This window comes from Salibaculum halophilum, assembly GCF_002094885.1.
Lineage (GTDB): Bacteria > Pseudomonadota > Alphaproteobacteria > Rhodobacterales > Rhodobacteraceae > Salibaculum > Salibaculum halophilum.
The window spans coordinates 97,636-122,893 of record NZ_MSIT01000003.1; the positions used below are offsets into that span (position 1 = coordinate 97,636).

Sequence of the window (25,258 nt, forward strand, 5' to 3'; positions counted from 1 at the left end):
GAATCGTCGCAAGCACGGATAACGCGCTCTTGTCCCTTCTGGTCACGGCAGTCCTGGCCCTTCTGGGCGGACACTTCCTGCTGGGGTCCCTCCTGCTGCGCAGTCGGGCGGAAACCAGCCGGCTGGCGGCCACGCTGCGCGGCACGCGCCGCGATCTCGTTCGCCAGCTGCGCGAGGCCGAGCATTTTCGCATGGCCTGCGAACATGCCAGCGACGGGATCGTGATCCAGACGCTGGACGGGGCCATCATCTGGCCGAACCCGGCCTATTGCCGGATCATGGATCGCAGCCCCGAGGAAATGATCGGTCGCAACCCCCTGAGCTTTGCCCTGCCCGAGGATCAGACACCGTCGCACCAGGAGATCAGGGCCTTCCGATACGATCCCGACGATCCCGCCTACGACAGCCTGCAACTGCACCGGAACCGCCGCAAAAACGGCGAGCTATTCTGGAACCAGATCTCGACCTCGTTTCGCAAGTCCGCGGCGGGCGAGCATCACGCCATCCTCATCTGCCGCGATGTCACCGCTCAGATCGAGCAGGAGGAGCGCCTGCGCGAGGCGCGCAACAAGCTGGCCCACGAGGCGACGCATGACAGCCTGACCGGGCTGGCGAACCGGTCCGCCTTCCTGCGCTTCACCGCCCGCGCGCTCGAGACCGCGGCGCAGACAGGCCGGCCGGCAGCGCTGTTTCACATCGACCTGGATCACTTCAAGGCGATCAACGACACCCACGGCCATTCCGCCGGCGATGCCGCCCTGCTTCACGTGGCCCGGGCCCTGACGTCCGAGATCTACACCGATGCCATGGTCGCCCGCATCGGCGGTGACGAATTCGTTGCCGTCCTGCCCGACATCCGCAACCTGGACGACCTGCGCGAGATCGCGGCGCGCATCGGCGACAGCGTGTCCGAGCCGCTGGAGTGGAACGACAGGCTGATCTCGGTGAGTTGCAGCATCGGCGCGGCGCTTTCTCCCCGCGGCGAGACCGACGCCGACACCCTTCTGCTGCAGGCGGATTTCGCGCTCTACGAGGCCAAGCAGCGCGGCCGCGCGCGGGCCGAGATCTACGACGAGACCCTGCACCGGCGGCACAGCATCAGGTCCCAGCGCGCCAGCGACCTGGCCGATGCCATCGACACCGCGACGCTCGATCACGTCTTCCAGCCCGTGTTCGACCTGCACAGTCAGTCCGTCGTTGGCCTGGAGACACTGGTCCGGTGGACCCACCCCGAAGCCGGCACCATAGGCCCGGACGATTTCCTGCCCATCGCCGACGAACTCGGGCTCATGGGCGCGCTCGACCTGGGCTCGATGAGCGAGGCGCTGGAACAGAAACACCTGCTGGACAAGGGCGGGCACGGCGGCCTGACCGTCTCGTTCAACGCCTCTAGCAGCCTGCTCGCGCATCCCGAATTCGTGAACCGCCTGGTCTGGGGGGTCGAGGCCGGCGGCCTGTCCCGCGATCAGGTCGCCATCGAGGTTCTCGAAACCACTGCCTTCGGCAAGGTCACGGAAAACTCGTCGCATGCCGCGACCATACGCGATTTGCGCAACGCGGGCTTCAAGGTCTATCTCGACGATTTCGGCGTCGGCTATGCGGGCCTGGCGCACCTTGCCGAACTGGCCGTCTCGGGCGTCAAGATCGACCGCAGCCTCGTCGGGAATGTGCAGCAGGATGACACCGCCGCCAAGATCGTGCGCAAGATCATCGAGCTTTGCAACGACCTCGGGCTCTCGGTCGTGGCCGAGGGGGTCGAGGACCGCCAGACCGCGACCACCCTGCTCAACATGGGATGCACCACCGTGCAGGGCTTCTGGGTGTCGCGCCCGTTGCGCCCCGCGGATCTTCCGGCCTGGCTCGAAGCGCGCTCCGCCAACAGGCCGCTGCGCATGATCTCTGGCTGACCCGCATTGATCCGCAGTTGAAGCGCCCGGCCCAAGCCGTTATCGACCCGACGATATCGACAACGCGTTACAGGGGGTGCGTCATGGCGTCTTACCAATATGTCTACCACATGGATGGTGTCTCCAAGACCTATCCCGGCGGCAAGAAGTGCTTCGAGAACATCCGCCTGTCCTTCCTGCCCGGCGTCAAGATCGGCGTCGTCGGCGTCAACGGCGCCGGCAAGTCCACCCTGTTGCGCATCATGGCCGGGCTGGACACCGAGTTCACCGGCGAGGCCTGGGCCGCCAAGGGCGCGCGCGTCGGCTACCTGCCGCAGGAACCGCAACTGGACCCCGCCAAGACCGTGCGCGACAACGTCATGGAGGGCGTGGCCGCGAAACGCGCCAAGCTGGAGCGGTTCAACGAGCTGGCAATGAACTACTCCGACGAGACCGCCGACGAGATGGCGCAGTTGCAGGACGAGATCGACACCGAGAACCTCTGGGACCTCGACGCCCAGATCGACGTCGCGATGGAGGCCCTGCGCTGCCCCCCCGACGACGCCATGCCGGAAACGCTCTCGGGCGGCGAGGTGCGCCGCGTTGCGCTGTGCAAGCTGCTGCTGGAAGCGCCCGACATGCTGCTGCTCGACGAGCCGACCAACCACCTTGACGCCGAAACCATCGCCTGGCTGCAACAGCACCTGATCGACTACAAGGGCACCATCCTGATCGTCACCCACGACCGCTACTTCCTCGACGACATCACCGGCTGGATCCTCGAACTCGACCGCGGGTCGGGTATCCCCTACGAGGGCAACTACTCCAGCTGGCTGGACCAGAAGGCCAAGCGGCTGGCGCAGGAAGCGCGCGAAGACAAGTCCCGGCAGAAGACGCTGGAACGCGAACTGGAATGGATGCAGCAGGGCCAGAAGGCCCGGCAGGCCAAGTCCAAGGCCCGCATCCAGGCCTACGAGGAGCTGGCCAACCAGTCCGAACGCGAGAAACTGTCGCGCGCCCAGATCATCATCCCCAACGGCCCGCGCCTTGGCGGCAAGGTGATCGAGGTCGAGGGGATGACCAAGGCGATGGGCGACAAGCTGCTCATCGAGAACCTCGATTTCTCGCTGCCCCCGGGCGGCATCGTCGGCGTCATCGGCCCCAACGGCGCTGGCAAATCGACGCTGTTCAAGATGCTGACCGGGCAGGACCAGCCCGACGCGGGCAGCGTGGAATACGGCGACACGGTCGAACTGTCCTACGTCGACCAGTCGCGCGACGCCCTGAACCCCGACAACACCGTGTGGGAGGAAATCTCGGGCGGCGGCGAGATCATCCAGCTGGGCGACGCGCAAATGAATTCGCGCGCCTATTGCAGCGCCTTCAACTTCAAGGGCGGCGACCAGCAGAAAACGGTCGGCCTGCTGTCGGGGGGCGAACGCAACCGCGTGCACATGGCCAAGCTGCTGAAATCGGGCGGCAACGTGCTGCTGCTCGACGAGCCCACAAACGACCTGGACGTCGAAACATTGCGCGCGCTGGAGGACGCCCTGACCGACTTCGCCGGCTGCGCCGTCGTCATCTCGCACGACCGCTTCTTCCTCGACCGTATCTGCACCCACATCCTCGCCTTCGAGGGCGACGCCCACGTCGAATGGTTCCAGGGCAACTTCGAGGACTACGAGGAAGACAAGAAACGCCGCCTGGGCGCCGACGCGCTGGAGCCGAAGCGGCTGAAGCACAAGAAGTTTGCGAGGTGAGACAGTGGTGGTGCGGCCCGCGCGAACCTGTTCCGGGCCGTGTCGGGCATGGGTGTTGAGAACCCTCAGTGGCGCACCCATATCTATCGCCAATGGTCAGAGAGGAGTGCGCCATGAAATGCCCCATTGATGGAAACACCCTGCAAATCGCCGAACGTCAGGGCGTCGAGATTGATTATTGCCCGGAATGTCGCGGCGTCTGGCTTGACCGTGGCGAGCTTGACAAGATCATTGATCGCAGCGCGCCGCAGACGCCGGAACCTGCCTCGCGGGGCGACATGGATGCCGGTTTCGGAAATGACGGCGGACGCCCGAGGCGCAAGAAAAAGGAAAGCTTCCTGTCTGAGCTGTTTGATTTCTAGTCGGCCCATGGATCGGAAGTCGGTCTTCCGCGATTATCCCTTGCCAAACGGCTGGGCCTTCGACATACGCAATCTTGCAGACGTTATTCTACCTCGACCCTGACTTCCTTGACCGGCACTCAGTTCTTCGACCCAGACTGACGACGCCGGGCTGCCGCACTTCCGCGGGCAGCATGCATCATAAGGAAGACTTCACATGGCCAATGGCACCGTGAAATGGTTCAACACCACCAAAGGCTTCGGCTTCATCGCCCCTGAGACCGGCGGCAAGGACGTTTTCGTCCACATCTCCGCCGTCGAGCGGGCCGGGCTGACCGGCCTGGCCGACGATCAGAAGGTCACCTTCGACGTCGAAGCCGGCCGCGACGGCCGCGAGAGCGCGACGAACCTCGCCCTGGCCTGAGCCGGACGCGACATGATTTGGAAAGGGGCGGCTTCGGCTGCCCCTTTTTGCGTTGCGGGGGTGCGGCGCTCAGGCCGCGGGCTTGTCGGTGTCAGCCTCGGCGGTGTCCGCGGTGTCGTCCGCCGCCGTGTCCGCCGCCGGGGCGGGCAGCGCCAGGGCCTCGTCGGGCATCTGCTCGGGCAGGTCCAGCGTCAGACCGCCGGTGTCCATGTCGACGGTCAGCTTGGGCTTGTCCGTCAGCCCCGCCATGATCTCGTTGATCTCGCCGATGGCGCGCTCCAGCGTCTCGCGCTGGGTTTCCTTGACCGGCTCCGCGCCGCCCTTGCGTCCGAATAGAAACTTGAACATCTGTCTCCCCGAAGGTTTGCGAACTCTCGACAGCCCTAGCAGACCGGGCGCGCGGCGACCAAGGGGAATGGCGCCGCGTGTAATCCCCGCGCGGCCCTCTGCCGTGCAGGGCGGCACCTTGCCTAATCCCGTGCCACAGGAATTTCACTTGATCCGTTTCGGCAAGATGCGCATCTTGTCAGCGCGACGTTACCACGATCTACCACTGTCTCCTCTATCGGCGCAGTCTCTCGATCCTCTGCACTGACGAGCCGATCCGCTGCATCCCGCGAGCGGAGTAAACTGAAGGATACAGTGATATGGCCACTGGCACAGTCAAATGGTTCAACACCACCAAGGGGTATGGCTTCATCGCCCCCGAGGACGGCGGCAAGGATGTCTTCGTCCACATCTCGGCGGTCGAGCGGTCCGGTCTGACCGGCCTCGCCGACGACCAGAAGGTGACCTACGAGTTGCAGGAAGGCCGTGACGGCCGCAAATCCGCGGTCGACCTGGCGCTGGCCTGAGGCCCGGCCGCCCCCCGAGAAACTCTGGACGCCCGGGCCGGCATGTCCGGGCGTTCCGCCACCCGGGCCTCAGTCGGCCCGCGCGACGAGGTCCAGAACCGCCGGCCCCATGGCCGAGACGATTCGCTTCACACCGTCGGCATTGGGGTGGATGCCGTCCGGCTGCATGAAGCGCGACCGGGCGCGCGACAGATCGTCGGACATGATTCCCGCGAAGAAGTTGTCGAACAGCAGGCTGTCGTGGGACTCGGCGAGGTCGGCATAGATCGAATCGAAGGCGGCCTTGTAGTCGGGGCCGTAGTTGCCCGGCGCCTCCATGCCCACCAGCAGGACCGGGGTATCGGCCTCCGCGGCCGCTTGCATGATCCCGTCGAGGTTGGCGCGTACCACCTCGGGCGCGATGCCGCGCAGCATGTCGTTGCCGCCCAGCGCGACGATCATGGCGTCCACCTCGGGTGTCAGGGTCCAGTCCACCCGCGACAGCCCCCCGGCGGTGGTATCGCCCGACACGCCGGCGTTGATGATCTCGACATCCGCGCCCTGGTCGCGCAGCCAAGCCTGCATCTGCGGCACGAAGCCCTCCTGCTCGATCAGCCCGTAGCCCTGGGTCAGGCTGTCGCCCAGCGCGGCGATCGTCACCGTCTCGGCCTGCGCGGCCCCGGACAGCACTAGGATTGCAATCGCCGCATTGCGGGCCGCGACAATCGCTCCATATGTGAGGGACCGCAACGTGCCGAAGGCCCGCGCCATGAATGACCCCGCCCTTTCCCTGAATGATGTCTCGTTGTCCCTGATGGGTAACGCGGGCCGCGTCGACATCCTGCACGAGATCTCGCTGCAGGTGGCGCGCGGGGAGACCATGGGGCTGGTCGGGCCGAGCGGGTCTGGCAAATCGTCACTCCTCATGTTGATGGGCGGGCTGGACACCGCGACATCGGGGCGCATCACCGCGCTCGGCACCGACATCACCCGGATGGGGGAAGACGCGCTGGCGCGGTTCCGCAGGGACAATATGGGGGTGGTCTTCCAGTCCTTCCACCTCATCCCGACGATGACGGCGCTGGAAAACGTCGCCACGCCGCTGGAGCTGGCCGGACACCGCGATGCCTTCGACCGCGCGCAGGCCGAGCTGTCGGCCATGGGCCTGTCCGACCGGGCCGGGCATTACCCCGGCCAGTTGTCGGGGGGCGAGCAGCAGCGCGTGGCCCTCGCGCGGGCCGCCGCGCCGCGGCCCAAGATCCTGCTGGCCGACGAGCCCACGGGCAACCTTGACGAGACCAACGGCGCGGCGATCATCGACATGCTGTTCGGCCTGCGCGAACGCCATGGCGCGACGCTGGTCCTTGTCACCCATGCGCCCGATCTGGCTCGGCGTTGCGACCGCGTGGTTCACTTGCGCGACGGACGCCTGGACACCAGCAGGCAGGCGGCGGAATGAACACCGGGATGGCGTACAGACTGGCGCGGCGCGAATTGCGCGGCGGGCTGCGGGGCTTTCGCATCTTCCTGGCCTGCCTGGCGCTGGGGGTCATGGCGATTGCCGCTGTGGGCACCATCCGCGCCTCGATCCAGGCCGGGCTGGCCGACGAAGGCGCGGAATTGCTGGGCGGCGACGCCGTTGTCACCTTCACCTATCGCTTCGCGACCCCCGAAGAGGAAGCGTGGATGGAGGCGACCGCAGAGGCGGTCTCGGAAACGGTGGATTTCCGATCGATGGCGGTGGTTCCCGGCGATCCGCCCGAGCGCGGCCTGACGCAGGTGCAGGCGGTCGATGCGCTTTATCCGCTGATCGGGGCGGTCGAGCTGGACCCGGCGATGCCGCTGGAGCAGGCCTTCGCCGGCACCGAGGACTTGCCCGGCGCGGTCGTTGAACAGGTGCTGGCCGACCGGCTGGCGCTTGACCCCGGCGACACCTTCCGGCTGGGCACGCAGGAGTTTGTGCTATCCGCCGTGCTGGAGTCCTACCCCGACAATTCCGGCGGCGGCTTCGGGCTGGGCCCGCGCACGCTGGTGCGGCTGGACGATCTGGCCGACAGTGGTCTTCTGGGCGAGGGCACGCTGATGGACAGCAACTACCGGTTGGACCTGCCCGAGGGATCCGACCTCGCCGCGCTGCAGGCCGAGGCCGAGGCGCGGTTCAGCGACAGCGGGCTGCGCTGGCGCGATGCCCGCGACGGCGCGCCGGGGGTCAGCCAGTTCGTCGACCGCATCGGCGCCTTTCTGGTGCTGGTGGGCCTGTCGGGGCTGGCCGTGGGCGGGGTCGGCGTCTCGGCGGCCGTGCGCGCCTATCTTGCCGGAAAGACCGAGGTTATCGCCACGCTCAAGACCCTTGGCGCGACCAGCGGCACGATCTTCCTGACCTATGTCATCCAGATCGGGATCCTGACCCTTATCGGCGTCGGAATCGGCGTGGTGCTGGGCGCGTTGGTGCCGTTGGCCCTGTCGCCGCTGATCGTCGACCGCCTGCCGATCCCGGCCGCGTTCACGCTCTACCCCGCGCCACTGGCCGAGGCCGCGCTCTACGGCGTGCTGACCGCCGGCATCTTCACCCTCTGGCCGCTGGCCCGGACCGAGCAGATACGCGCGGCCACGCTGTTCCGCGATATCGGCGGCGCGGCGGGGCGTTTGCCGGCGCCGCGCTACCTCGTGGCCATGGCTGCGCTGCTGGCCGGGCTGGTCGGGGCGGCGATATGGTTCTCGGGCACCGCTGTCCTGACGCTGTCGACCACGGGGGGGATCGCGGCGGCGCTGGTGCTGTTGGTGCTGGCCGCGCTGGGGATCGGCTGGCTGGCGCGCCGCTTCAAGGGGGCCGCGCGCGGCCGGCCGACCCTGCGGCTGGCCCTCGGCGCCATCGGGGCGCAGGGGGGCGAAACGACATCGGTGGTGCTGTCGCTGGGCCTCGGCTTGGCGGTTCTGGCTGCCGTGGGCCAGATCGACGGCAACCTGCGCCAATCCATTTCCGATGACCTGCCGGAGGTTGCACCGTCTTATTTCTTCGTGGACATCCAGCCCGACCAGATCGACGGCTTTCGCGCCCGGCTGGACGAGGACCCGGCGGTCCGAGACTACGAGATCGCGCCGATGCTGCGTGGCATCATCACCCGCATCAACGGCCAGCCGGCCGAGGACGTCACCGACCACTGGGTGATCGAGGGCGATCGCGGGCTGACCTATTCGACGGACCCACGGCCGGGCACGGTGATCACCGACGGGCAATGGTGGCCGGCCAATTACGGTGGTCCGCCCCAGGTCAGTTTCAGCCGCGAAGAGGCTGCGGAAATGGGCCTGTCGCTGGGCGATACGCTCACGGTCAACGTGCTCGGGCGCGACATCACCGCCGAGATCACCAGTTTTCGCCAGGTGGAGTTCGACGACGCGGGCATGGGCTTTGTCATGTCCATGAACCCGGCGGCGCTGCGGGGCGCGCCGCACAGCTGGATCAGCACCGTCTATGCCGCGCCGGAGGCCGAGGCCGCCATCCTGCGCGACCTGGCCCAGGCCTATCCGAACATCACCGCGATCCGCATCCGCGACGCCATCGACCGGGTCCTGGTGGTGCTGGGCGGCATCGCGGCGGCCACGCGCTATGCCGCGCTGGCCACGCTGGTGACGGGCTTTCTGGTGCTGATCGGCGCGGCGGCTGCGGGTGAACGGGCGCGCACTTACGAGGCGGCGGTGCTCAAGACACTCGGCGCGTCAAGGGCCCGCGTGCTGCGCAGCTTCGCCCTGCGCGCGGCGCTGCTGGGGCTGGCCGCGGCGCTGGTCGCCCTGGCGGCGGGCATGGCCGGGGGCTGGGCCGTCTCGACCTATGTGATGGAGACCGGGTTCACGCCGATCTGGCCGAATGCTCTGGGGATCGTCCTCGGCGGGGTGCTGACGACCCTGCTGGCCGGGCTGGCCTTCGCGCTGCGCCCACTGTCCGCGAAACCGGCCCGCGTGCTACGCGGCCGGGAATGATCGACACCACACCGCCCCCCGCGTTCTTCGGCTACGGCTCGCTGGTGAACCTGGCGACGCACGCCTACCCGGACCCCGTCCCGGCGCGGCTGCAGGGCTGGCGGCGGGTCTGGAAACATTCCGCGCGGCGCCCCGTGGCCTTTCTGTCGGTCGAACCTGTGGCGGGCGCCGAAATCCGGGGCGTTCTGGCGCATGTGCCCGGTGGGGACTGGGCCGCGCTGGACCGGCGCGAACAGGCCTACCGGCGCCGCGACGTGACCGATCAGGTGATCCACGAGCGCTCGCGCCGCCGGGTCGCGGTCTATGAGGCCGCGCGGGGGCATCTCGCGCCGCCCTCGACCGAACATCCCATCCTGCTGAGCTATCTGGACGTGGTGATTCAGGGCTACCTGAACCTACTGGGCCGCGAGGGCGTGGCGCACTTTTTCGCGACCACGGCCGGGTTCGCCACGCCGATCGTCGACGATCGGCACGCCCCGCGCTACCCGCGCCACCAGCCCCTCTCGCGCGGTGAGCGGCGGCTGGTGGACACGGCGCTGGCGGATATCGGGGCCAGGGTGTTCCCGGCCCGGTCCTGAGTGGCAGCGCACGCGCTGTCGACAGCGCGTGCCCGCTTGCGTCGACGCAAGCGGCGCGATCCGTCACCGGATCGCCCGCCCCGTCAGGCCCGGGGCTTGACCTGCATCAGGCGCATCACGTCGGCCATCTCCGGCCCGCGGTCCATGCCCGTGACCGCCCGGCGCAGCGGCATGAAAAGGCTCTTGCCCTTGCGGCCCGTGGCCGCCTTGACCGCGGCGGTCCAGTCGGCCCAGGTCTCTGAGGTATAGGGCGGATCGCCTAGCAGCCCCAGCGCCGTCGCGACGAAATCCGCGTCTTCCTCGGCGACCTTGGGCTTGGCCCCGTCGCGGAAAAGCCGCCACCAGTCGGCCATGTCATCAAGCGTGGCGATATTCTCGCGCACCACCTCCCAGAACACCTCAGCCAGGTCATCCGGTACGCCCAGCGCCCGCACGCGGGCTTCGACCTCCAAGAACGGCCGGGCAGCCAGCCAGCGATGGGTCAGCGGCACAAGGTCGTCGCTGTCGAACTTGGTCGGCGCGCTGCCGAACCGCGACAGATCGAAGCCCGCGACAACCTCGTCGATGCTTTCGCGCAGCTCCACAGGATCCGCGGACCCTAGCCGCGCCATCAACGAATTCACCGCCATGGCCGCGATCCCCCGCGCGCGCAGGTCGCGCAGCGCCAGCGTGCCCAGCCGCTTGGACAGCGCCTCACCCTGCGGTCCCGTCAGCAGCGAGTGATGCGCGAAATTCGGCACCGTCCCGCCCAGCGCCCGGATCATCTGGATCTGCGTTGCGGTGTTGGTGACGTGGTCCGAGCCGCGCACCACGTCGGTGATCCCCATCTCGGTGTCATCCACGACCGAGGCCAGCGTATACAGCACCTGCCCGTCGCCGCGGATCAGCACCGGGTCGCTGACACTGGCCGCGTCGATGGAGACCTCGCCGAGAATACCGTCGGTCCACTCAATCCGCTCGTGATCCAGCTTGAAGCGCCAGTGACCCGTGCGCCCCGCGTCGCGGTAGGCCTGTTTCTGGTCCTCGGTCAGGTCAATGCCTGAGCGGTCGTAGACCGGTGGCCGGCCCATGTTCATCTGCTTTCTGCGCTTGAGCTCCAACTCGTCGGGCGTGTCGAAACACTCGTAAAGCCGGCCCATCTCGATCAGCCGCGCCTTGGCGGCGGCGTATCGGTCCAGCCGGTCCGACTGGCGTTCCACCCGATCCCAGGTCAGGCCCAGCCAAGTCAGGTCCTCCTTGATCGCCGCGACATAGGCCTCCTCCGACCGGTCCGGGTCGGTGTCGTCGATGCGCAGGATGAAGGTGCCCCCGGCCTGGCGCGCGATGCAGTAGTTGAACAGCGCCGCGCGCAGATTGCCAATGTGTAGGTGACCCGTGGGCGAGGGGGCAAAGCGGGTGATGGTCATGGGGCTCTCCAGTTACGGATGCAGGCTCTTTCACAGCCGCTCGAAATTGTCCATATCGCCCTCATGGAAACGCCCAGCCTGGCCCGTATCGAGGAGATCGCCCGCGACACCGTCGCCGGGCTGCCCGCCCCCTTCGCGGCGCTGGCCCGCGACGTCGCGATCCAGGCCGCGGACTGGTTGCCCGATCATCTGCTCGACCCCGGCGACGATGCGCAGGCCCAGCGTGAAGAGATCACGGGAATGTACGACGGCATCCCGCTGACCGAGAAATCCAGCCATGACGTGCCGCACGGCCCGGACATCGTCTGGCTGTTCCGCCAGCCCATCCTGATGGAACTGGCCGAGCGCGACGTGACGCTGACAAATCTCGTCGCCCATGTGACGACACACGAATTCGCCCATCACTTCGGCTGGTCCGACGCCGACATCGCCACAATAGACCGCTGGTGGGAGTGAGCACCGGTCCGGGGCACGGCCCCGGCGAAAGGTCCGGTGGACCTTTCGAGATGCGAACGGGCGGAGCCCAACCGGTCCGGGGCACCGCCCCGGCGAAAGGTCCGGGGGACCTTTCGAGGTGCGAACGGGCGAAGCCCAACCGGTCCGGGGCACGGCCCCGGATCGGTGCTTTGAGCCTTGCAGAGTGAAAACGGGAAAAGCCGCCCCCGGGAAGCCGCCTTGGCATCGGCCGCATCCTGTGGCTATGTTAGCGCCAACAGGAGGCCCTCGATGCACGATATTCTCACCGTCACGCTCAACCCGGCGTTCGATCTGTCGACCTCCGTCGCGCAGATGGAGGCCAACGCCAAGATGCGCTGCGCCCCGCCTGAAACGGACCCGGGCGGCGGCGGGCTCAACGTGGCGCGTGCCATCCATCAACTTGGCGGGGCCTCTCGCGCCTTCGTCGCGCTGGGCGGCGACACCGGCACCGCGCTGGAGCACCTGCTGCGCGACACCGGGCTGGACATCGTCGTTCATGCCGCCCCCGGCGACACGCGCCAGAGCCTTGCCGTCACGGACCTGAGCACCAACGACCAGTTCCGCTTCATGCTGCCCGGCCCCGACTGGACGGGCGCGGATATCCGGCGCGTCCGCGACGCCATCCGTGACAGTGCCACGCGCGACGGCTTTATCGTGCTTTCGGGCAGCGGGCCGCACGGGGCCTCGCCCGATCTTTACGCCCGCATCTGCCATGATGTCCGCGAAACCGGCGCGCGCGTCGTACTGGACACCTCCGGCCCGGCGCTGGCGCATCTGGCCGCCGGGCAGGACACGCCGCCGTTCCTGCTGCGCATGGACAGCCACGAGGCCGAGACCCTGGCGCGCCGCCCCCTGCGCAGCCGCGCCGACAGCGCCGCCTTTGCCGAACGTCTGGTCCGGCAGGGAGCGGCGCAACTTGTGATCGTGGCCCGCGGCGCCGACGGGTCGGTCCTGTCGGACGGCACCCGCCAGCTGCGGGTCAATGCCGCCAATATCGCCGTGCGCAGCCGGGTCGGCGCTGGCGACAGCTTCGTCGGCGGATTCGTCATGGCGCTGGCACAGGATCACCCGGTTGACGAGGCCTTCCGCCGCGGGTCGGCCGCCGCCTCGGCGGCCTGCATGACCGAAGGCACGCAGCTCTGTTTGCCGCAGGACTTCGAGGCGCTGCTGGAGCAGACCGAGGTCGAGGTCCTGTAGTCCCAAAAACAGGCGCGCCGGCCGGCCGACGCGCCTGTTGCTGTCATCATGCCGGATGTCAGCCGCCGAGTCTTGCCGTGACTTCTGTCAGCCGGCGGGCCTGGTGGGCGACCGATCTTTGGCCGATATCGTCCAACGCGCCCGGCGTGGTCGAGAATCCGTACGGATTGCCGCCGTCCTCGAATTTCACCGCGTCGGTGTAGCCCGGCGGCACGATGATCGCGCCCCAGTGCATGAAGGTCGTGTAAAACCCAAGCAGCGTGGATTCGGCCCCGCCGTTGGGGTTCTGGCTGGAGGTGGTTGCCGTCACGGTCTTGTCCGCGAGCTTGCCCTCCATCCAGAGCGGGCCGAGCGTGTCGATAAAGGCGCGCATCTGGCTGGCCACGGTGCCGAACCGCGTGGGCGAGGAAAGGAACAGCCCGTCGGCCCAATCAACGTCATCGAGCGTGGCCTCGGGAATATCGGATTGCGCCTCGGCGGCAGCCTTCCAGGCGTCCTGGCCGGCGACGACCTCGGCCGGGGCGGTTTCAGCAACGCGGCGCAGGCGGACCTCGGCGCCGGCATCCTCGGCGGCCTTGGCGGCGGTTTGGGCAACACCGTGGTTGGTGCCATAGGTGGAATAGTAGATGATCGTGATCTTGGGCGTGCTCATCGCAGGCTCCTTGCGTCAGAAATTTGAACACGGAGGAAATAATCGCCCTGTCTGGCGCTGTCGCCGCCCATGGGTCCGCAGACCTTGTGCACTTGCGCACTGAGTAACCCAATTCGACCGAAGCGCCGCGAAATCGCGCTATCAGCCCTCGTCGCGCCAGCGGTTCACGATGGGATAGCGCCGGTCCAGCCAGAAGGCGCGGCGTGACAGGCGCGGCCCGGGGGCCGACTGGAACCGCTTGTATTCGCTGGTATAGAGCAGGCCCTCGACCTGCTTGACATCATCGCGGGCATACCCGGCCGCCACGCACTCGGCGACGCTGGCCTCGTCGTCCACCAGCATCTGGAGGATCCCGTCGAGCACCGGGTAGTCGGGCAGGCTGTCACTGTCCTTCTGGTCGGCACGCAGCTCGGCCGAGGGCGGCTTGTCGAGGATCGCTTGCGGCACGACCTCGCCGGCCGGCCCAAGCATCCAGTCGCGGTGATTGGCATTGCGCCAGCGGCAGATGTCGAAGACCCGCGTCTTGTAAAGGTCCTTGATCGGGTTGTAGCCGCCGGCCATGTCGCCGTAGATCGTGGCATAGCCCACGGCCACCTCGGACTTGTTGCCGGTGGTCAGCAGCATCTCGCCGAACTTGTTGGACTGCGCCATCAACAGCAGCCCGCGGATGCGCGACTGGATGTTTTCCTCGGTCAGGCCTTCGGACAGGCCCTCGAACAGCGGGGCCAGCGTGCCGGTCACCGCGTCGCGCACCGCGCCGATGGGCACAGTGTCGTAGCGCACGCCCAGCGCCGTGGAGGCGGCCCGGCCATCGTCCAGCGAGCCCTGCGAGGTATACGCTGAGGGCAGCATGACACAGCGCACGTTGTCGGGGCCCAGCGCATCCACGGCGATGGCCGCCACGGCGGCCGAATCCACTCCGCCGGACAGGCCCAGCAGCACCTTTTCGAAGCCGCTCTTGGCGATGTAGTCGCGCAGGGCGAGCACCATCGCGTTGTAATCATCCTCCAGGCTGTCGGGGACATGCGCCATCAAGCCGGCCTCGGCCTGCCAGCCCTCCGCGCTGCGGGTGAACTCAACCTCGGCGATGGCCTCCTCGAAATGCGGCAGCTGCACCACCAACGCCCCGTGGCGGTTGAGCACGAAAGAGCCGCCGTCGAACACCTGGTCGTCCTGCCCGCCGACCGTGTTCAGATAGACCAGCGGCAGGTCGCATTCGGTCACCCGGGCGACCATCTGGTTCATGCGGACTTCGCGCTTGTCGCGGAAATAGGGGCTGCCGTTGGGCACAAGCAGCAGGTCGGCCCCGCTCTCGGCCATGGCCTCGCAGACATCCGGATACCAGGCATCCTCGCAGACCGGCGTGCCGATGCGCAGCGGCCCGGCATCCCACGGGCCCTGCATGTCGCCGCGCGAGAACACCCGGACCTCGTCGAAAACGTTGAAATTGGGCAGGAAATACTTGCGCGTCGTGGCATGCACCTTGCCACCCCTGAGAATGAAATAGGTGTTGTGCAGCTTGTCGTCCTCGGCCATCGGCCCGCCGACGCCGAGGATCGGGCCATCGGCACAGTCCGCCGCCAGCGCCGCGATGGCCTCGACCGCGCGGCGCACGAAGGCGGGTTTCATCACCAGGTCCTGCGGCTGATAGCCGGTGATGAACATCTCGGGCAGCATCACCATGTCGGCGCCGGCCGCCCTGCCCTTGTCCCAGGCCGCGCGCGCCTTTGCGGCATTGCCCGCGATATCGCCCACGGTGGGGTTGAGCTGTGCCAGTGTCAGGCGGAAGCGGTCGGCCATTGCGGAACACCCTCGGTAAGTCCTGCGGGCCATGTAGCAGATCGGCGGGCAAGGTGAAGCCGAATGCCCAGGGGCGGGCCGGTTTCTCCGTTGTCTTGTCGCGCCGTGCTGATTACCCTTGGCGCAAATTGTGGGGAGAGCCGCCGATCATGCCGCGCACCAAGTCGCATCACATCCTTGCCGCCACGCTGGTCGCGCTGGCCGCACTGCCAGCCGGGGCGCAGTCGGTGCAGACCAAGCAATACGACGACGGTGGCGTCTACGAGGGCCAGTTCCTGAACGGTCTGCAGCACGGCCAGGGCACGTACCGGCTGCCCAACGGCTATGAATACACCGGCGAATGGTTCGAGGGAGAGATTCGCGGCGAGGGCACGGCGAAATTCCCGAATGGCTCGGTCTACGAGGGCGAATTTGCCGCGGGCAAGCCGCACGGAACCGGCAAGATCACCTTCGCCGACGGCGGCACCTACGAAGGCGACTGGACCGAGGGCAACATCACCGGGCGCGGCATCGCGCGCTATGCCAACGGCGTCGTCTACGAGGGCGAGTTCCGCAACGCGATGCACCACGGCCAGGGGGTCATGCGCAGCCCCGACGGCTATGTCTATGAGGGGCCCTGGGTCAACGGCGTCAAGCAGGGCGTCGGCCGCATCACCTATCCCGACGGCGCGGTCTACGAGGGCAACCTCGTGGATGGCACGCGCCAGGGCGAAGGCAAGCTGACCATGCCCGACGGGCTGGTCTACGAAGGCACCTGGGAGGACGGCCAGATCCAGGGCGAGGGGCGCCTGATCCAGCCCAACGGCGACATCTACGAAGGCGACCTCGTGGCCGGCAAGCGCGAGGGCGAGGGCACCGTGACCTTTGCCAACGGCGACGTCTACCAGGGCGACTTCAAGAACGACATGCGCCACGGCGAGGGAACCTTCACCGGGACAGACGGCTATCGCTACGTCGGCCAGTGGTCCGAGGGCCAGATCGAGGGCGAAGGCGAGGTGACCTATCCCGACGGCTCGACCTACGTGGGCGAGTTCAAGGACGACATCGCCCACGGCACCGGCAAGATCACCTATCCCGACGGCTCCACCTACGAGGGTGAATGGCGCAACGGCGTGATCCATGGCGAGGGCGTCGCCACCTACGCCAACGGGCTGGTTTACGAGGGCGAGTTCAAGGACGGCAAGAACCACGGCCAGGGCACGATGACCTATGCCGACGGATATTCCTACACCGGGGAATGGGCCAACGGTCAGCGCAACGGCACCGGCACGGCCACCTATGCCGACGGAACCGTCTACGAGGGCGAGTTCAAGGACGGCCAGCGCCACGGCACCGGAAAGATCACCATGGCCGACGGCTTCGTCTACGAGGGCGAGTGGGAAAACGGCGAAATCAGCGGCCAGGGCGTGGCCACCTACGCCAACGGCGATGTCTACGAGGGCACCTTCCGCTCGGGCCGCCGCCAGGGCGAGGGAACCATGACCTACGCCACCGGCCAGGTGGCCGAGGGCGAGTGGCAGGACGGCGCCCTCGTCAGCCAAGACAGCGGCAGCCCGGCCGCCGACCCCGTCAGCGACGAGCAGGCGACCGAGTAGAGGTCGGCGTCACGGTCATTGGCGGACCGCCGCTCAACGCTCGGTTTCGGTTTGGTCAGTCCCGTCGGCCGCGCCGGACTTCTGCAGAACGAGGAACGTCATCATGCCGAGCGGCGGGAGGGGCGCCTGCTCCGCGATCGCCAGTGACGGGTCTTGCAAAACAGTGTCCATTTCAAAATCCGAGTGCCAGCCAAGGACATTGGCAAAGGGAGACGAGACACGTTCGAGGAACGCCAGAAACCCGCGTTCTCGCACAAAGTGGTTCGTGATCACCACGCGCCCGCCGGGCTTCAGGACCCGCACAATCTCTGCCATCACCTTTTCCGGTTCTGGAACCACGGACAGCACGTGCATGGCCGCAATCGTGTCAAAGCTGGCATCGTCGAACTCCAGCAAGCGCGCGTCCATCTGGCGCAGCTCGACCACCTGCGCGAGGTTCAGCCGCTGAACCTTGGCCCGGGCCTTGGCGAGCATGTCGGTGCTGAAATCAATTCCGGTGACCTGCAGATCGGCCTTGTAATACGGCAGGGCAAGGCCGGTTCCGACACCGACCTCCAGCACGGTGCCGGACAGCCCGTTGATATACCGCACGGCCCGGCGTCGGCCGACATTGGTGACAGCGCCAAAGGTCTTGTCATAGACCGGTGCCCAGCGTGCGTATGAGGTCTGAACGGCTTCGATTTCCAAGTCAGTCTTCCTTCCCGTAAGTGTCTGAGAACGCGGCAATCTGGCTCCAGATGACCATTGCCACGTATCCAAACGAGAAGACCACCAGCGTGATCCAAGCGTAGGTCAGCAACGTGGCGACGATCAAGGCGAACCCGAGCAGAAAGTACTTGATGTTCCCGCGTGAAATTCGGAGCCGCTTGGGCGACCATGTCGGGATGCGACTGATCATGGCCATTCCGACCAGGACCATATGGCCGCAAATCAAAACGTCGGGCAGAAGCGGTTGATTTGAAAAGGCAAAGGAAACGGACATCGGCAGGAGGACCAGGATCGCGCCTGCCGGTGCCGGGACACCGACAAAATCGTCGTCAGGGGGGCGGGCGTCTCCATCGGCATTGTTGCTCACGTTGAACCGCGCCAAGCGGAGGACACAACAGATCGCGAAGACCAGCACGCACAGCCACGCCGCACTGGGCATGTCCTGCAGCGCCCACAGATAGATCACGAGCGGGGGGGCAACACCGAAATTCACGAAGTCAGCGAGCGAGTCCAGCTCGGCCCCCATTTTGCTGTCACCACCCAAGAGCCGTGCGATCTTTCCATCCAGGCCGTCGAGGATGCAGGCCGCCACAATCAACAGCACCGCCAATTGATAGTCGCCCTGCACGCCGAAACGGATGGCCGACACCCCCGCGCAGATGGCCGCGATGGTCAGCATGTTCGGGACCAACTGGACCAGTGGGAGGTCGGTGAAGGATTTGCCGTTATTCGTCGGCATCGGCGCCTTCCGTCCCGGCCATGTCCAGCTCCGCCAGCACCGTCTCGCCCGCGATCATGGTCTGCCCGACAGCAACGAGGGGGGCGACATCAGGGGGCAGGTACACGTCCAGCCGTGAGCCGAAGCGGATCAGGCCGAACCGGTCACCGGTGCTCAGCCGGTCGCCCTGTTTCACGAAACAGACAATGCGACGGGCCACCAAGCCGGCAATCTGGACGACAGCAAGCTCTTGTCCGCCGGCAAGGCGCAGGCACACACCATTGCGTTCGTTATCCGTGCTGGCCTTGTCAAGCGACGCGCTGACGAACTTTCCCGGGCGATAGGCGACCGATGTGATTTCCCCTGCAATCGGGCTTCGGTTCACATGGCAATCGAAGACACTCATGAACACGCTGATCCGCGTGAGCGGCGTGTCGGCCATACCCAGTTCGGCCGGCGGAACAGCCGGTTCGATCAGTGACACGATCCCGTCGGCCGGGCTCACGATCACGCCGGGCCGTGTGGGCGTGACGCGATGCGGGTCGCGAAAGAAGTAGTAACACCAGATCGTAAGCCCGACACCGATCCAGCCGAGGACAGAGGCAACCAGGAAAAGGCCAACAGTCCCGGCCGCAAAGATCGCAACGAACCTTTTGCCCTCGGGGTGCATCGGCTTGATGAATGTCGAAAGCAGGTTCAATGCATCTTTCCTCGATGCTGGCAGGCACTTGTCATGGAGGTATTAGTGCCACGTGCAGACCACAGTCGCCAGAGCATGTTTCGCAGCTGCGTTGCCTGGCCGCGTGTCCTTGCGGATTTGCACCGGCTCGGGCCCACCCCGTTGCGCCCTACACCACCTCGCCCGCGTCCAGCCGGGCCAGTACCTGCTCGGCCTCCGACAGGATCACCTCGCGCTTGTCGGCATCCATGCGGTCCCAGGTCCGGTACATTTGCGCCATCCGCGGGTTGCCCGCGAAGCGGTCGCGGTGCCGGTCCATGAAATGCCAGTAAAGCAGGTTGAACGGGCAGGCCCCCTGCCCCGTCTTCTTGGTGACGGAATAGGCGCAGCCCTTGCAGTAATCCGACATCTTGTTGATGTAGTTGCCGCTGGAGACATAGGGCTTGGAGGCGATGATCCCGCCATCGGCGAACTGGCTCATCCCGATCACGTTCGGCGCCTCGACCCATTCGTAGGCATCCGCGTAAACCGCCAGGTACCACTCGTGAACCTGCGCCGGGTCGACCCCGGCCAGCAGCGCGAAGTTGCCCGTCACCATCAGCCGCTGGATATGGTGGGCATAGGCCTCGGTCCGGGTCTGGCCCACGGCCTCGGCCATGCAGCGCATCCCGGTTTCCCCGCCCCAGTAGACCGGTGGCAGATCGCGCGTCTGGCCCAGCGCGTTGCGCGCGGTGTAGTCCGGCCCTTCCAGGAAATAGATGCCCCGCACGTATTCGCGCCAGCCGATGACCTGGCGGATGAACCCCTCGGCCGCGTTCAGCGGGGCGCGCCCGTCGCGCCAGGCCTGTTCGACCGCCGCGCAGACCTCCATCGGCCCCAGCAACCCGGCGTTGACATACATCGAGATCACGCCATGCCAGAGGAACCGCTCGCCGGTCACCATCGCGTCCTGGTAGTCGCCGTATTTCGGCAGGCCGCCCGCGACCCAATGCGCCAGCGCCCGGCGGGCCTGCGCGCGATCCGTGGCGAACCAGAAATCCTCCAGGTCGCCGAAATTGTCGCCGAAACGGTCGGCCACCATGTCCAGAACCTCGCGCGTCACCGCATCCGGCGCGAACCGCATCGGCCCGTCGAAATCCACCGCCCCCGGCGCGGGCTTGCGGTTGTCATGGTCGAAATTCCACTGGCCCCCGGCGGGGTGGTCCCCCTCCATCAACAGGCCCGTGGTCTTGCGCATCTCGCGGTAGAAATATTCCAGCCGCAGGGCCTTGCGCCCGGCGGCCCAGGCCTCGAAGTCGGCGTGCGAACACAGGAACCGGTCATCGGGCTGCAGCGTCACCGGCAGCGGGCAGGCCCGCAGCGCCTCGATCAGGCGCCACTCGCCCGGTTCGGTCGCGAGGACCTCGGTCGCGCCGACCTCCTCGCCACGGCGCAGCAGCTCGGCACAGACGCTCGCCCCCGTGGCCCGATCGTCGAGGCGGCCGTATCGCACATCCCAGCCCGCCGCGCGCAGCTCGGCGGCGAACTTGCGCATCGCGCTGAACACGAAAGCGATCTTCTTGGGGTGATGGGGCACGTAGCCGGCCTCGTCGGCCACCTCGGCCATGACCACCACGTCGCGCGCCTTGTCCGCCGCACGCAGCGCCGACAGGCCTTCGCTCAGCTGATCGCCCAGGACAAGGACCAGCCGCGTCACCAGGGGATCTCCGTGCCGGCATAGTCGTAGAACCCGCCCGACTGGGCCGGCTCGAGCCTCGCCATGACGTCGCACAGCCGGCCGGCGGCCACCTCCGGCGTGACCTTGTCATGCCCCGGGTACCCGGCAGTGAAGGCTGTCTCGACCGTGCCGGGGTGCAATGCAGCGACCACGGCCTGCTTGCGCTTGCGCCCGATCTCGATCGCCGCGCCATGGATCACCTGGTTCACGGCGGCCTTGGAGGCCCGGTAGGAATACCAGCCGCCCATCCGGTTGTCGCTGATGGACCCGACGCGCGCCGACAGAACGCCTACCGCCGAGCGCCCCTCGCGCGGCAACAGCCGCGGCACCTGCGCCAGCACCAGCGCCGGGCCGATGGTGTTGATCGCGATGACTCTGGCCATCTGCTCGGGCGTGATGGCCGAAAGGGCCTTCTCGGGCGCGCCCCCCGCGGCCAGCGTGCCCGTGGCGACGAAGACCGCCGCGAAGGGGCCTTCCAGCGCACCGAGGTGACGCTCTACCGACTCCGCGTCGGTCACATCCAGCCCGTCGGCCGACCGCGACAGCCCGGTCACCCGATACCCGCGTGTTTCCAGTTCCGCGGCCAGGGCCGCGCCGATCCCGCCCGAGGCGCCGATGACAAGTGCGTTTTCCATGCTGGCGAGGTTAGGGCGCGGCCCGCGGCTTTCCAGTTGTCTCCGCGCCGGTCGCGTGCCACGCAACGACAGCAGCAACATCAAGAGGCAGAAGATGGGCGAAATCGTCATGGTCCGGCACGGCCAGGCCAACACGGGCGCCACAAGCGAAGCGGACTACGACCGGCTCTCGCCGCTGGGCCACCAGCAGGCGGCCTGGCTGGGCGCGTGGATGCGCGGCCACGACCCCGCCTTCGACCAGGTCCTCAGCGGCACCATGCGGCGGCACCGAGAAACCGCGCAGGCCATGGGCGTGACCGCCGACCGCACCGACGCGCGCCTCAACGAGCTGGATTATTTCGCCCTGGCCCGGGACATCGAGATCACCCACGGGCTGGCCCAGCCGGCCTCGGAACAGGATTTCGCATCGCACATCCCGCAGACCTTCAAGGCCTGGCACGCCGCCGAGATCACCGGTGCCGAACCCTTCGCCGCCTTCGAGGCGCGCATCCGCACCGTGCTCGACGAGGCCGCCGCGCCAGGCCGCCGGGTGCTTTGCATCACCTCAGGCGGGGTCATCGCCATGGCCCTGCGCCTGGCTCTCGATCTGGACCCGGAACGCCTGGCTCAGGTGCTGCTGCCGATCTACAATTCCTCGGTCCACCGCTTCCGCGTGCTCGAAAGCGGCACCTTCCTGTCCAGTTTCAACGCCATTCCCCACCTGGACCCGCCCGAGCGCGCCGACAGCCGCAGCTGGATCTGACTCCCCGCCTCTTCGGGTCGGCAAATACCGCCGCCGGAGGCAGGCGCCGGGTCCATCCGCGCCGTCGGCAGGGTCCGGCGCGGCACCGCGCCGGTGGCCGGATAAAGAGCGCGCGGAAGCGCACATTTTTGCAGCCGCCCCCTTTGCAAACACGTTTGGCCCGTATAGTGCGGTTCCATGACGCGCATCGCTCTCAGCCCGGCCCTGCCCGGCCTGCTTCTCCTTAGCCGCCTCTGAGCGTGCCTTTCGGCGCGACCGCTCAGGGGAGATGACGCGCCGGACACCCGCCAGACCATCGCTAAGGACACCAAGGACCACATCCCATGACCGACCACGTGTTGATCTTCGACACCACGCTGCGCGACGGCGAGCAGAGCCCCGGCGCGACCATGACCCACGACGAGAAGCTGGAGATCGCCGAGATGCTCGACGAGATGGGCGTCGATGTCATCGAGGCGGGCTTTCCCATCGCCTCGGAAGGCGATTTCAAGGCCGTCGCCGAGATCGCCCGGCGCAGCCGCAACGCGACGATCTGCGGGCTGGCCCGCGCCAACCCCACCGACATCGACCGCGCCTGGGAGGCGGTCCGGCACGCCGCCTCGCCCCGCATCCATACCTTCATCGGCACCTCGCCGCTGCACCGGGCCATTCCCGACCTGACCCAGGACGAAATGGCCGACCGCATCCACGAGACGGTCACCCATGCGCGCAACCTGTGCGACAACGTGCAGTGGTCGCCGATGGACGCCACTCGGACGGAATGGGACTACCTGTGCCGGGTGATCGAGATCGCGATCAAGGCCGGGGCCACGACGATCAATATCCCCGATACCGTGGGCTACACCGCCCCCGGCGAAAGCGCCAACCTGATCCGGCGGCTCATCACCGAGGTGCCCGGCGGCGAGGAGGTGATCTTTGCCACGCATTGTCACAACGATCTGGGCATGGCCACGGCCAATGCGCTGGCCGCGGTCGAGGGCGGTGCGCGGCAGATCGAATGCACCATCAACGGGCTGGGCGAACGCGCCGGCAACACCGCGCTGGAAGAAGTCGTCATGGCCCTGCGCACCCGCGGCGACATCATGCCCTTTCACACCGGCATCGACACCACCCGGATCATGGCGCTGTCGCGCCGGGTCAGCACGGTGTCCGGCTTTCCGGTGCAGTTCAACAAGGCCATTGTCGGCAAGAACGCCTTTGCCCACGAAAGCGGCATCCACCAGGACGGGATGCTCAAGAACCGCGAGAACTTCGAGATCATGCGCCCCGAGGACATCGGGCTGGCCGCCTCCTCGCTGCCGCTGGGCAAGCATTCGGGTCGCGCGGCGATGCGTGCCAAGCTTGACGAACTGGGGTTCGAGCTGGGCGACAACGAGGTCAAGGACATCTTCGCCCGTTTCAAGGAACTGGCCGACCGCAAGAAGGAGGTCTACGACGACGACCTGATCGCGCTGGTGCGCATCAACGAGGGCGCGGAGGATCATCTGCAGCTGCTCGATCTCGGCGTGAGTTGCGGCACCGGCGGCCCGGCCGAGGCGACGCTGACGATGGCGGTGGACGGCACCGGCCACACCGTAACCGACACCGGCGACGGCCCTGTCGATGCCACCTTCAAGGCGGTGCGCGCGATCTGGCCCAACGCGGCGCGGCTGGAACTCTATCAGGTGCACGCGGTGACCGAGGGCACCGATGCCCAGGCCACGGTCTCGGTGCGCCTGGTCGAGGACGGGCGCATCGCCACGGGCTCCTCGGCCGACACCGACACTGTCGTCGCCTCGGCGCGGGCCTATATCAACGCGCTCAATCGCCTGATCGTGCGCCGCGAGAAGACCGCGCCGGGCGCCGACGTCAAGGAAATCCGCTACACCGACGCGGGCGAATGACAAGGATGCGCCGGGCCGGGGCCACGGCGCCCCGGCCCATGGCAGACGCCCCGCCAGGTCCGGCGGAATAACGCCCCTGCGCGCCAAGCCCCCTTTTCCCTGCCCGGCCACGCGCCTATAAGCACCTGCAGTCCGCGCTCCAGGGGGAGTCGCGGACCAATATCCAATGGGGGACGGGCCGCAGGATGGCTGGATTTGCAAGTTTGTTTTCGTCGGACATGGCGATCGACCTGGGCACGGCGAACACCCTGGTCTACGTCAAGGGCCGCGGCGTGATCCTGTCCGAACCGTCCGTGGTGGCCTACCACGTCAAGGACGGTGTCAAGAAGGTGCTGGCCGTGGGCGAGGACGCCAAGCTGATGCTGGGCCGAACGCCCGGCTCCATCGAGGCCATCCGCCCCATGCGCGAAGGCGTGATCGCCGACTTCGACACCGCCGAGGAGATGATCAAGTATTTCATCCGCAAGGTGCACAAGCGCTCTACCTTCTCCAAGCCCAAGATCATCGTCTGCGTGCCCCACGGCGCCACCCCGGTTGAAAAGCGCGCCATCCGCCAGTCGGTGCTGTCCGCGGGCGCCCGCCGCGCCGGGCTGATCGCCGAACCCATCGCCGCGGCCATCGGCTCGGGCATGCCGATCACCGACCCCACCGGCAACATGGTCGTCGACATCGGCGGCGGCACCACCGAGGTGGCGGTCCTGTCCCTCGGCGACATCGTCTATGCCCGATCGGTCCGCGTGGGCGGCGACAGGATGGACGAATCGATCATCAATTACCTGCGCCGCCAGCACAACCTGCTGATCGGCGACAGCACCGCAGAGCGTATCAAGACCTCGATCGGCACCGCGCGCATGCCCGACGATGGCCGCGGCCAGTCCATGCAGATCCGCGGCCGCGACCTGCTCAACGGGGTGCCCAAGGAGACCGATATCAGCCAGGCCCAGGTGGCCGAGGCGCTGGCCGAACCGGTCCAGCAGATCTGCGAGGCGGTGATGACAGCACTGGAAGCCACCCCGCCGGACCTGGCCGCCGATATCGTCGACCGGGGCGTGATGCTGACCGGGGGAGGCGCGCTGATGGGCCATCTGGACCTGGCCCTGCGTGAACAGACCGGCCTTGCCGTGTCGGTCGCCGACGAGAGCCTGAACTGCGTGGCCCTCGGCACCGGCAAGGCGCTGGAATACGAAAAACAGCTGCGGCACGTGATCGACTACGAAAGCTGAGCTGTCGGCAGACGTTGGAATGACGC

The 25,258-nt window shown here is 67.2% G+C and carries 24 protein-coding genes; 14 read left to right on the forward strand and 10 right to left on the reverse strand.

Features of this window, described 5'->3' with window-relative positions; genetic code table 11:
* Nucleotides 1-29: 29 nt before the first annotated feature.
* From BU124_RS03385 to BU124_RS03400, 4 genes are all read left to right on the forward strand, one after another.
* A complete protein-coding gene (locus tag BU124_RS03385) occupies nt 30-1,907 on the forward strand; it encodes a putative bifunctional diguanylate cyclase/phosphodiesterase (RefSeq protein ID WP_084861044.1) in 1,878 nt (625 codons plus the stop codon).
* 83 nt (nt 1,908-1,990) lie between these two features.
* Entirely contained in the window at nt 1,991-3,646 is a 1,656-nt protein-coding gene (gene ettA, locus BU124_RS03390) for an energy-dependent translational throttle protein EttA (protein WP_084861045.1), read from the forward strand.
* Nucleotides 3,647-3,759: 113 nt separating this feature from the next.
* Nucleotides 3,760-4,008, forward strand: a complete 249-nt coding sequence (locus tag BU124_RS03395; RefSeq protein ID WP_084861046.1) for a TFIIB-type zinc ribbon-containing protein — start codon at nt 3,760-3,762, stop codon at nt 4,006-4,008.
* A 196-nt stretch (nt 4,009-4,204) separates the two neighbouring features.
* Nucleotides 4,205-4,411 carry a cold-shock protein gene (locus BU124_RS03400; RefSeq protein ID WP_050929587.1) on the forward strand — a complete coding sequence of 69 codons (207 nt, stop codon included), beginning with the start codon at nt 4,205-4,207 and terminating at the stop codon, nt 4,409-4,411.
* A gap of 69 nt (nt 4,412-4,480) precedes the next feature.
* Here BU124_RS03400 and BU124_RS03405 read toward each other — a convergent pair whose 3' ends face one another.
* Nucleotides 4,481-4,759, reverse strand: coding sequence for a hypothetical protein (locus BU124_RS03405; protein ID WP_084861047.1), 279 nt, complete (start codon nt 4,757-4,759; stop codon nt 4,481-4,483).
* A 299-nt stretch (nt 4,760-5,058) separates the two neighbouring features.
* On the opposite strand from BU124_RS03405, the gene BU124_RS03410 reads away from it, so the two are divergent.
* Complete coding sequence (locus BU124_RS03410) at nt 5,059-5,265, forward strand: cold-shock protein (RefSeq protein ID WP_084861048.1); 207 nt, start codon at nt 5,059-5,061, stop codon at nt 5,263-5,265.
* A 69-nt stretch (nt 5,266-5,334) separates the two neighbouring features.
* On the opposite strand, the gene BU124_RS03415 is transcribed toward BU124_RS03410, so the two are convergent.
* A complete protein-coding gene (locus BU124_RS03415; protein WP_084861049.1) occupies nt 5,335-6,015 on the reverse strand; it encodes an arylesterase in 681 nt (226 codons plus the stop codon).
* Between BU124_RS03415 and BU124_RS03420 the strand changes: the two genes are divergently transcribed.
* Genes BU124_RS03420 through BU124_RS03430 form a run of 3 tightly spaced genes read left to right on the forward strand, consistent with a single transcriptional unit; the run spans nt 6,014 to nt 9,800 of the window.
* Nucleotides 6,014-6,703 carry an ABC transporter ATP-binding protein gene (locus tag BU124_RS03420; protein ID WP_084861050.1) on the forward strand — a complete coding sequence of 230 codons (690 nt, stop codon included), beginning with the start codon at nt 6,014-6,016 and terminating at the stop codon, nt 6,701-6,703. The genes BU124_RS03415 and BU124_RS03420 overlap by 2 nt on opposite strands.
* 8 nt (nt 6,704-6,711) lie before the next feature.
* Nucleotides 6,712-9,222, forward strand: a complete 2,511-nt coding sequence (locus BU124_RS03425; RefSeq protein ID WP_425442443.1) for an ABC transporter permease — start codon at nt 6,712-6,714, stop codon at nt 9,220-9,222.
* Nucleotides 9,219-9,800, forward strand: coding sequence for a gamma-glutamylcyclotransferase family protein (locus BU124_RS03430; RefSeq protein WP_084861052.1), 582 nt, complete (start codon nt 9,219-9,221; stop codon nt 9,798-9,800). Before BU124_RS03425 ends, BU124_RS03430 begins: the two co-directional genes overlap by 4 nt.
* Nucleotides 9,801-9,883: 83 nt before the next feature.
* On the opposite strand, the gene gltX is transcribed toward BU124_RS03430, so the two are convergent.
* A complete protein-coding gene (gene gltX, locus BU124_RS03435; protein ID WP_084861053.1) occupies nt 9,884-11,206 on the reverse strand; it encodes a glutamate--tRNA ligase in 1,323 nt (440 codons plus the stop codon).
* A 63-nt stretch (nt 11,207-11,269) separates the two neighbouring features.
* Here gltX and BU124_RS03440 point away from each other — a divergent pair, with 63 nt between their 5' ends.
* Nucleotides 11,270-11,662 (forward strand): metallopeptidase family protein, encoded by a 393-nt coding sequence (locus BU124_RS03440; protein ID WP_084861221.1) that lies wholly within the window; start codon nt 11,270-11,272, stop codon nt 11,660-11,662.
* Nucleotides 11,663-11,932: 270 nt separating this feature from the next.
* Nucleotides 11,933-12,880 carry a 1-phosphofructokinase family hexose kinase gene (locus BU124_RS03445; protein ID WP_084861054.1) on the forward strand — a complete coding sequence of 316 codons (948 nt, stop codon included), beginning with the start codon at nt 11,933-11,935 and terminating at the stop codon, nt 12,878-12,880.
* A 58-nt stretch (nt 12,881-12,938) separates the two neighbouring features.
* Here BU124_RS03445 and wrbA read toward each other — a convergent pair whose 3' ends face one another.
* Together wrbA and BU124_RS03455 are read right to left on the reverse strand one after the other, a co-directional pair.
* Nucleotides 12,939-13,532, reverse strand: coding sequence for an NAD(P)H:quinone oxidoreductase (gene wrbA, locus BU124_RS03450; RefSeq protein ID WP_084861055.1), 594 nt, complete (start codon nt 13,530-13,532; stop codon nt 12,939-12,941).
* 141 nt (nt 13,533-13,673) lie between these two features.
* Complete coding sequence (locus BU124_RS03455) at nt 13,674-15,332, reverse strand: NAD+ synthase (protein ID WP_084861056.1); 1,659 nt, start codon at nt 15,330-15,332, stop codon at nt 13,674-13,676.
* Nucleotides 15,333-15,481: 149 nt separating this feature from the next.
* Between BU124_RS03455 and BU124_RS03460 the strand changes: the two genes are divergently transcribed.
* Complete coding sequence (locus tag BU124_RS03460) at nt 15,482-16,927, forward strand: MORN repeat-containing protein (protein ID WP_084861057.1); 1,446 nt, start codon at nt 15,482-15,484, stop codon at nt 16,925-16,927.
* Nucleotides 16,928-16,960: 33 nt separating this feature from the next.
* Here the strand turns inward: BU124_RS03460 and BU124_RS03465 are convergent, their stop codons facing one another.
* From BU124_RS03465 to BU124_RS03485, 5 genes are all read right to left on the reverse strand, one after another.
* The gene (locus BU124_RS03465) at nt 16,961-17,614 is read right to left on the reverse strand and encodes a class I SAM-dependent methyltransferase (protein WP_084861058.1); all 654 of its coding nucleotides are present in this window, start codon (nt 17,612-17,614) and stop codon (nt 16,961-16,963) included.
* A 1-nt stretch (nt 17,615) separates the two neighbouring features.
* The gene (gene pssA, locus BU124_RS03470; protein WP_084861059.1) at nt 17,616-18,374 is read right to left on the reverse strand and encodes a CDP-diacylglycerol--serine O-phosphatidyltransferase; all 759 of its coding nucleotides are present in this window, start codon (nt 18,372-18,374) and stop codon (nt 17,616-17,618) included.
* Complete coding sequence (locus BU124_RS03475) at nt 18,361-19,077, reverse strand: phosphatidylserine decarboxylase (protein ID WP_281250891.1); 717 nt, start codon at nt 19,075-19,077, stop codon at nt 18,361-18,363. The genes pssA and BU124_RS03475 overlap by 14 nt, the downstream gene beginning before the upstream one ends.
* Before the next feature lie 124 nt (nt 19,078-19,201).
* The gene (locus BU124_RS03480) at nt 19,202-20,731 is read right to left on the reverse strand and encodes a cryptochrome/photolyase family protein (protein WP_084861222.1); all 1,530 of its coding nucleotides are present in this window, start codon (nt 20,729-20,731) and stop codon (nt 19,202-19,204) included.
* Nucleotides 20,725-21,384: an SDR family NAD(P)-dependent oxidoreductase gene (locus tag BU124_RS03485; RefSeq protein WP_084861061.1), complete on the reverse strand. Its 660-nt coding sequence runs from the start codon at nt 21,382-21,384 to the stop codon at nt 20,725-20,727. The genes BU124_RS03480 and BU124_RS03485 overlap by 7 nt, the downstream gene beginning before the upstream one ends.
* 55 nt (nt 21,385-21,439) lie before the next feature.
* Here BU124_RS03485 and BU124_RS03490 point away from each other — a divergent pair, with 55 nt between their 5' ends.
* The 3 genes from BU124_RS03490 (at nt 21,440) to BU124_RS03500 (ending at nt 25,232) form a co-directional block, all read left to right on the forward strand.
* Nucleotides 21,440-22,126: a histidine phosphatase family protein gene (locus tag BU124_RS03490; protein WP_342743716.1), complete on the forward strand. Its 687-nt coding sequence runs from the start codon at nt 21,440-21,442 to the stop codon at nt 22,124-22,126.
* A gap of 323 nt (nt 22,127-22,449) precedes the next feature.
* Nucleotides 22,450-24,009, forward strand: a complete 1,560-nt coding sequence (locus BU124_RS03495; RefSeq protein ID WP_084861063.1) for a 2-isopropylmalate synthase — start codon at nt 22,450-22,452, stop codon at nt 24,007-24,009.
* 185 nt (nt 24,010-24,194) lie between these two features.
* On the forward strand, nt 24,195-25,232 hold the full coding sequence (locus BU124_RS03500; protein ID WP_084861064.1) for a rod shape-determining protein: 1,038 nt from the start codon (nt 24,195-24,197) through the stop codon (nt 25,230-25,232).
* Nucleotides 25,233-25,258 lie beyond the last annotated feature (26 nt).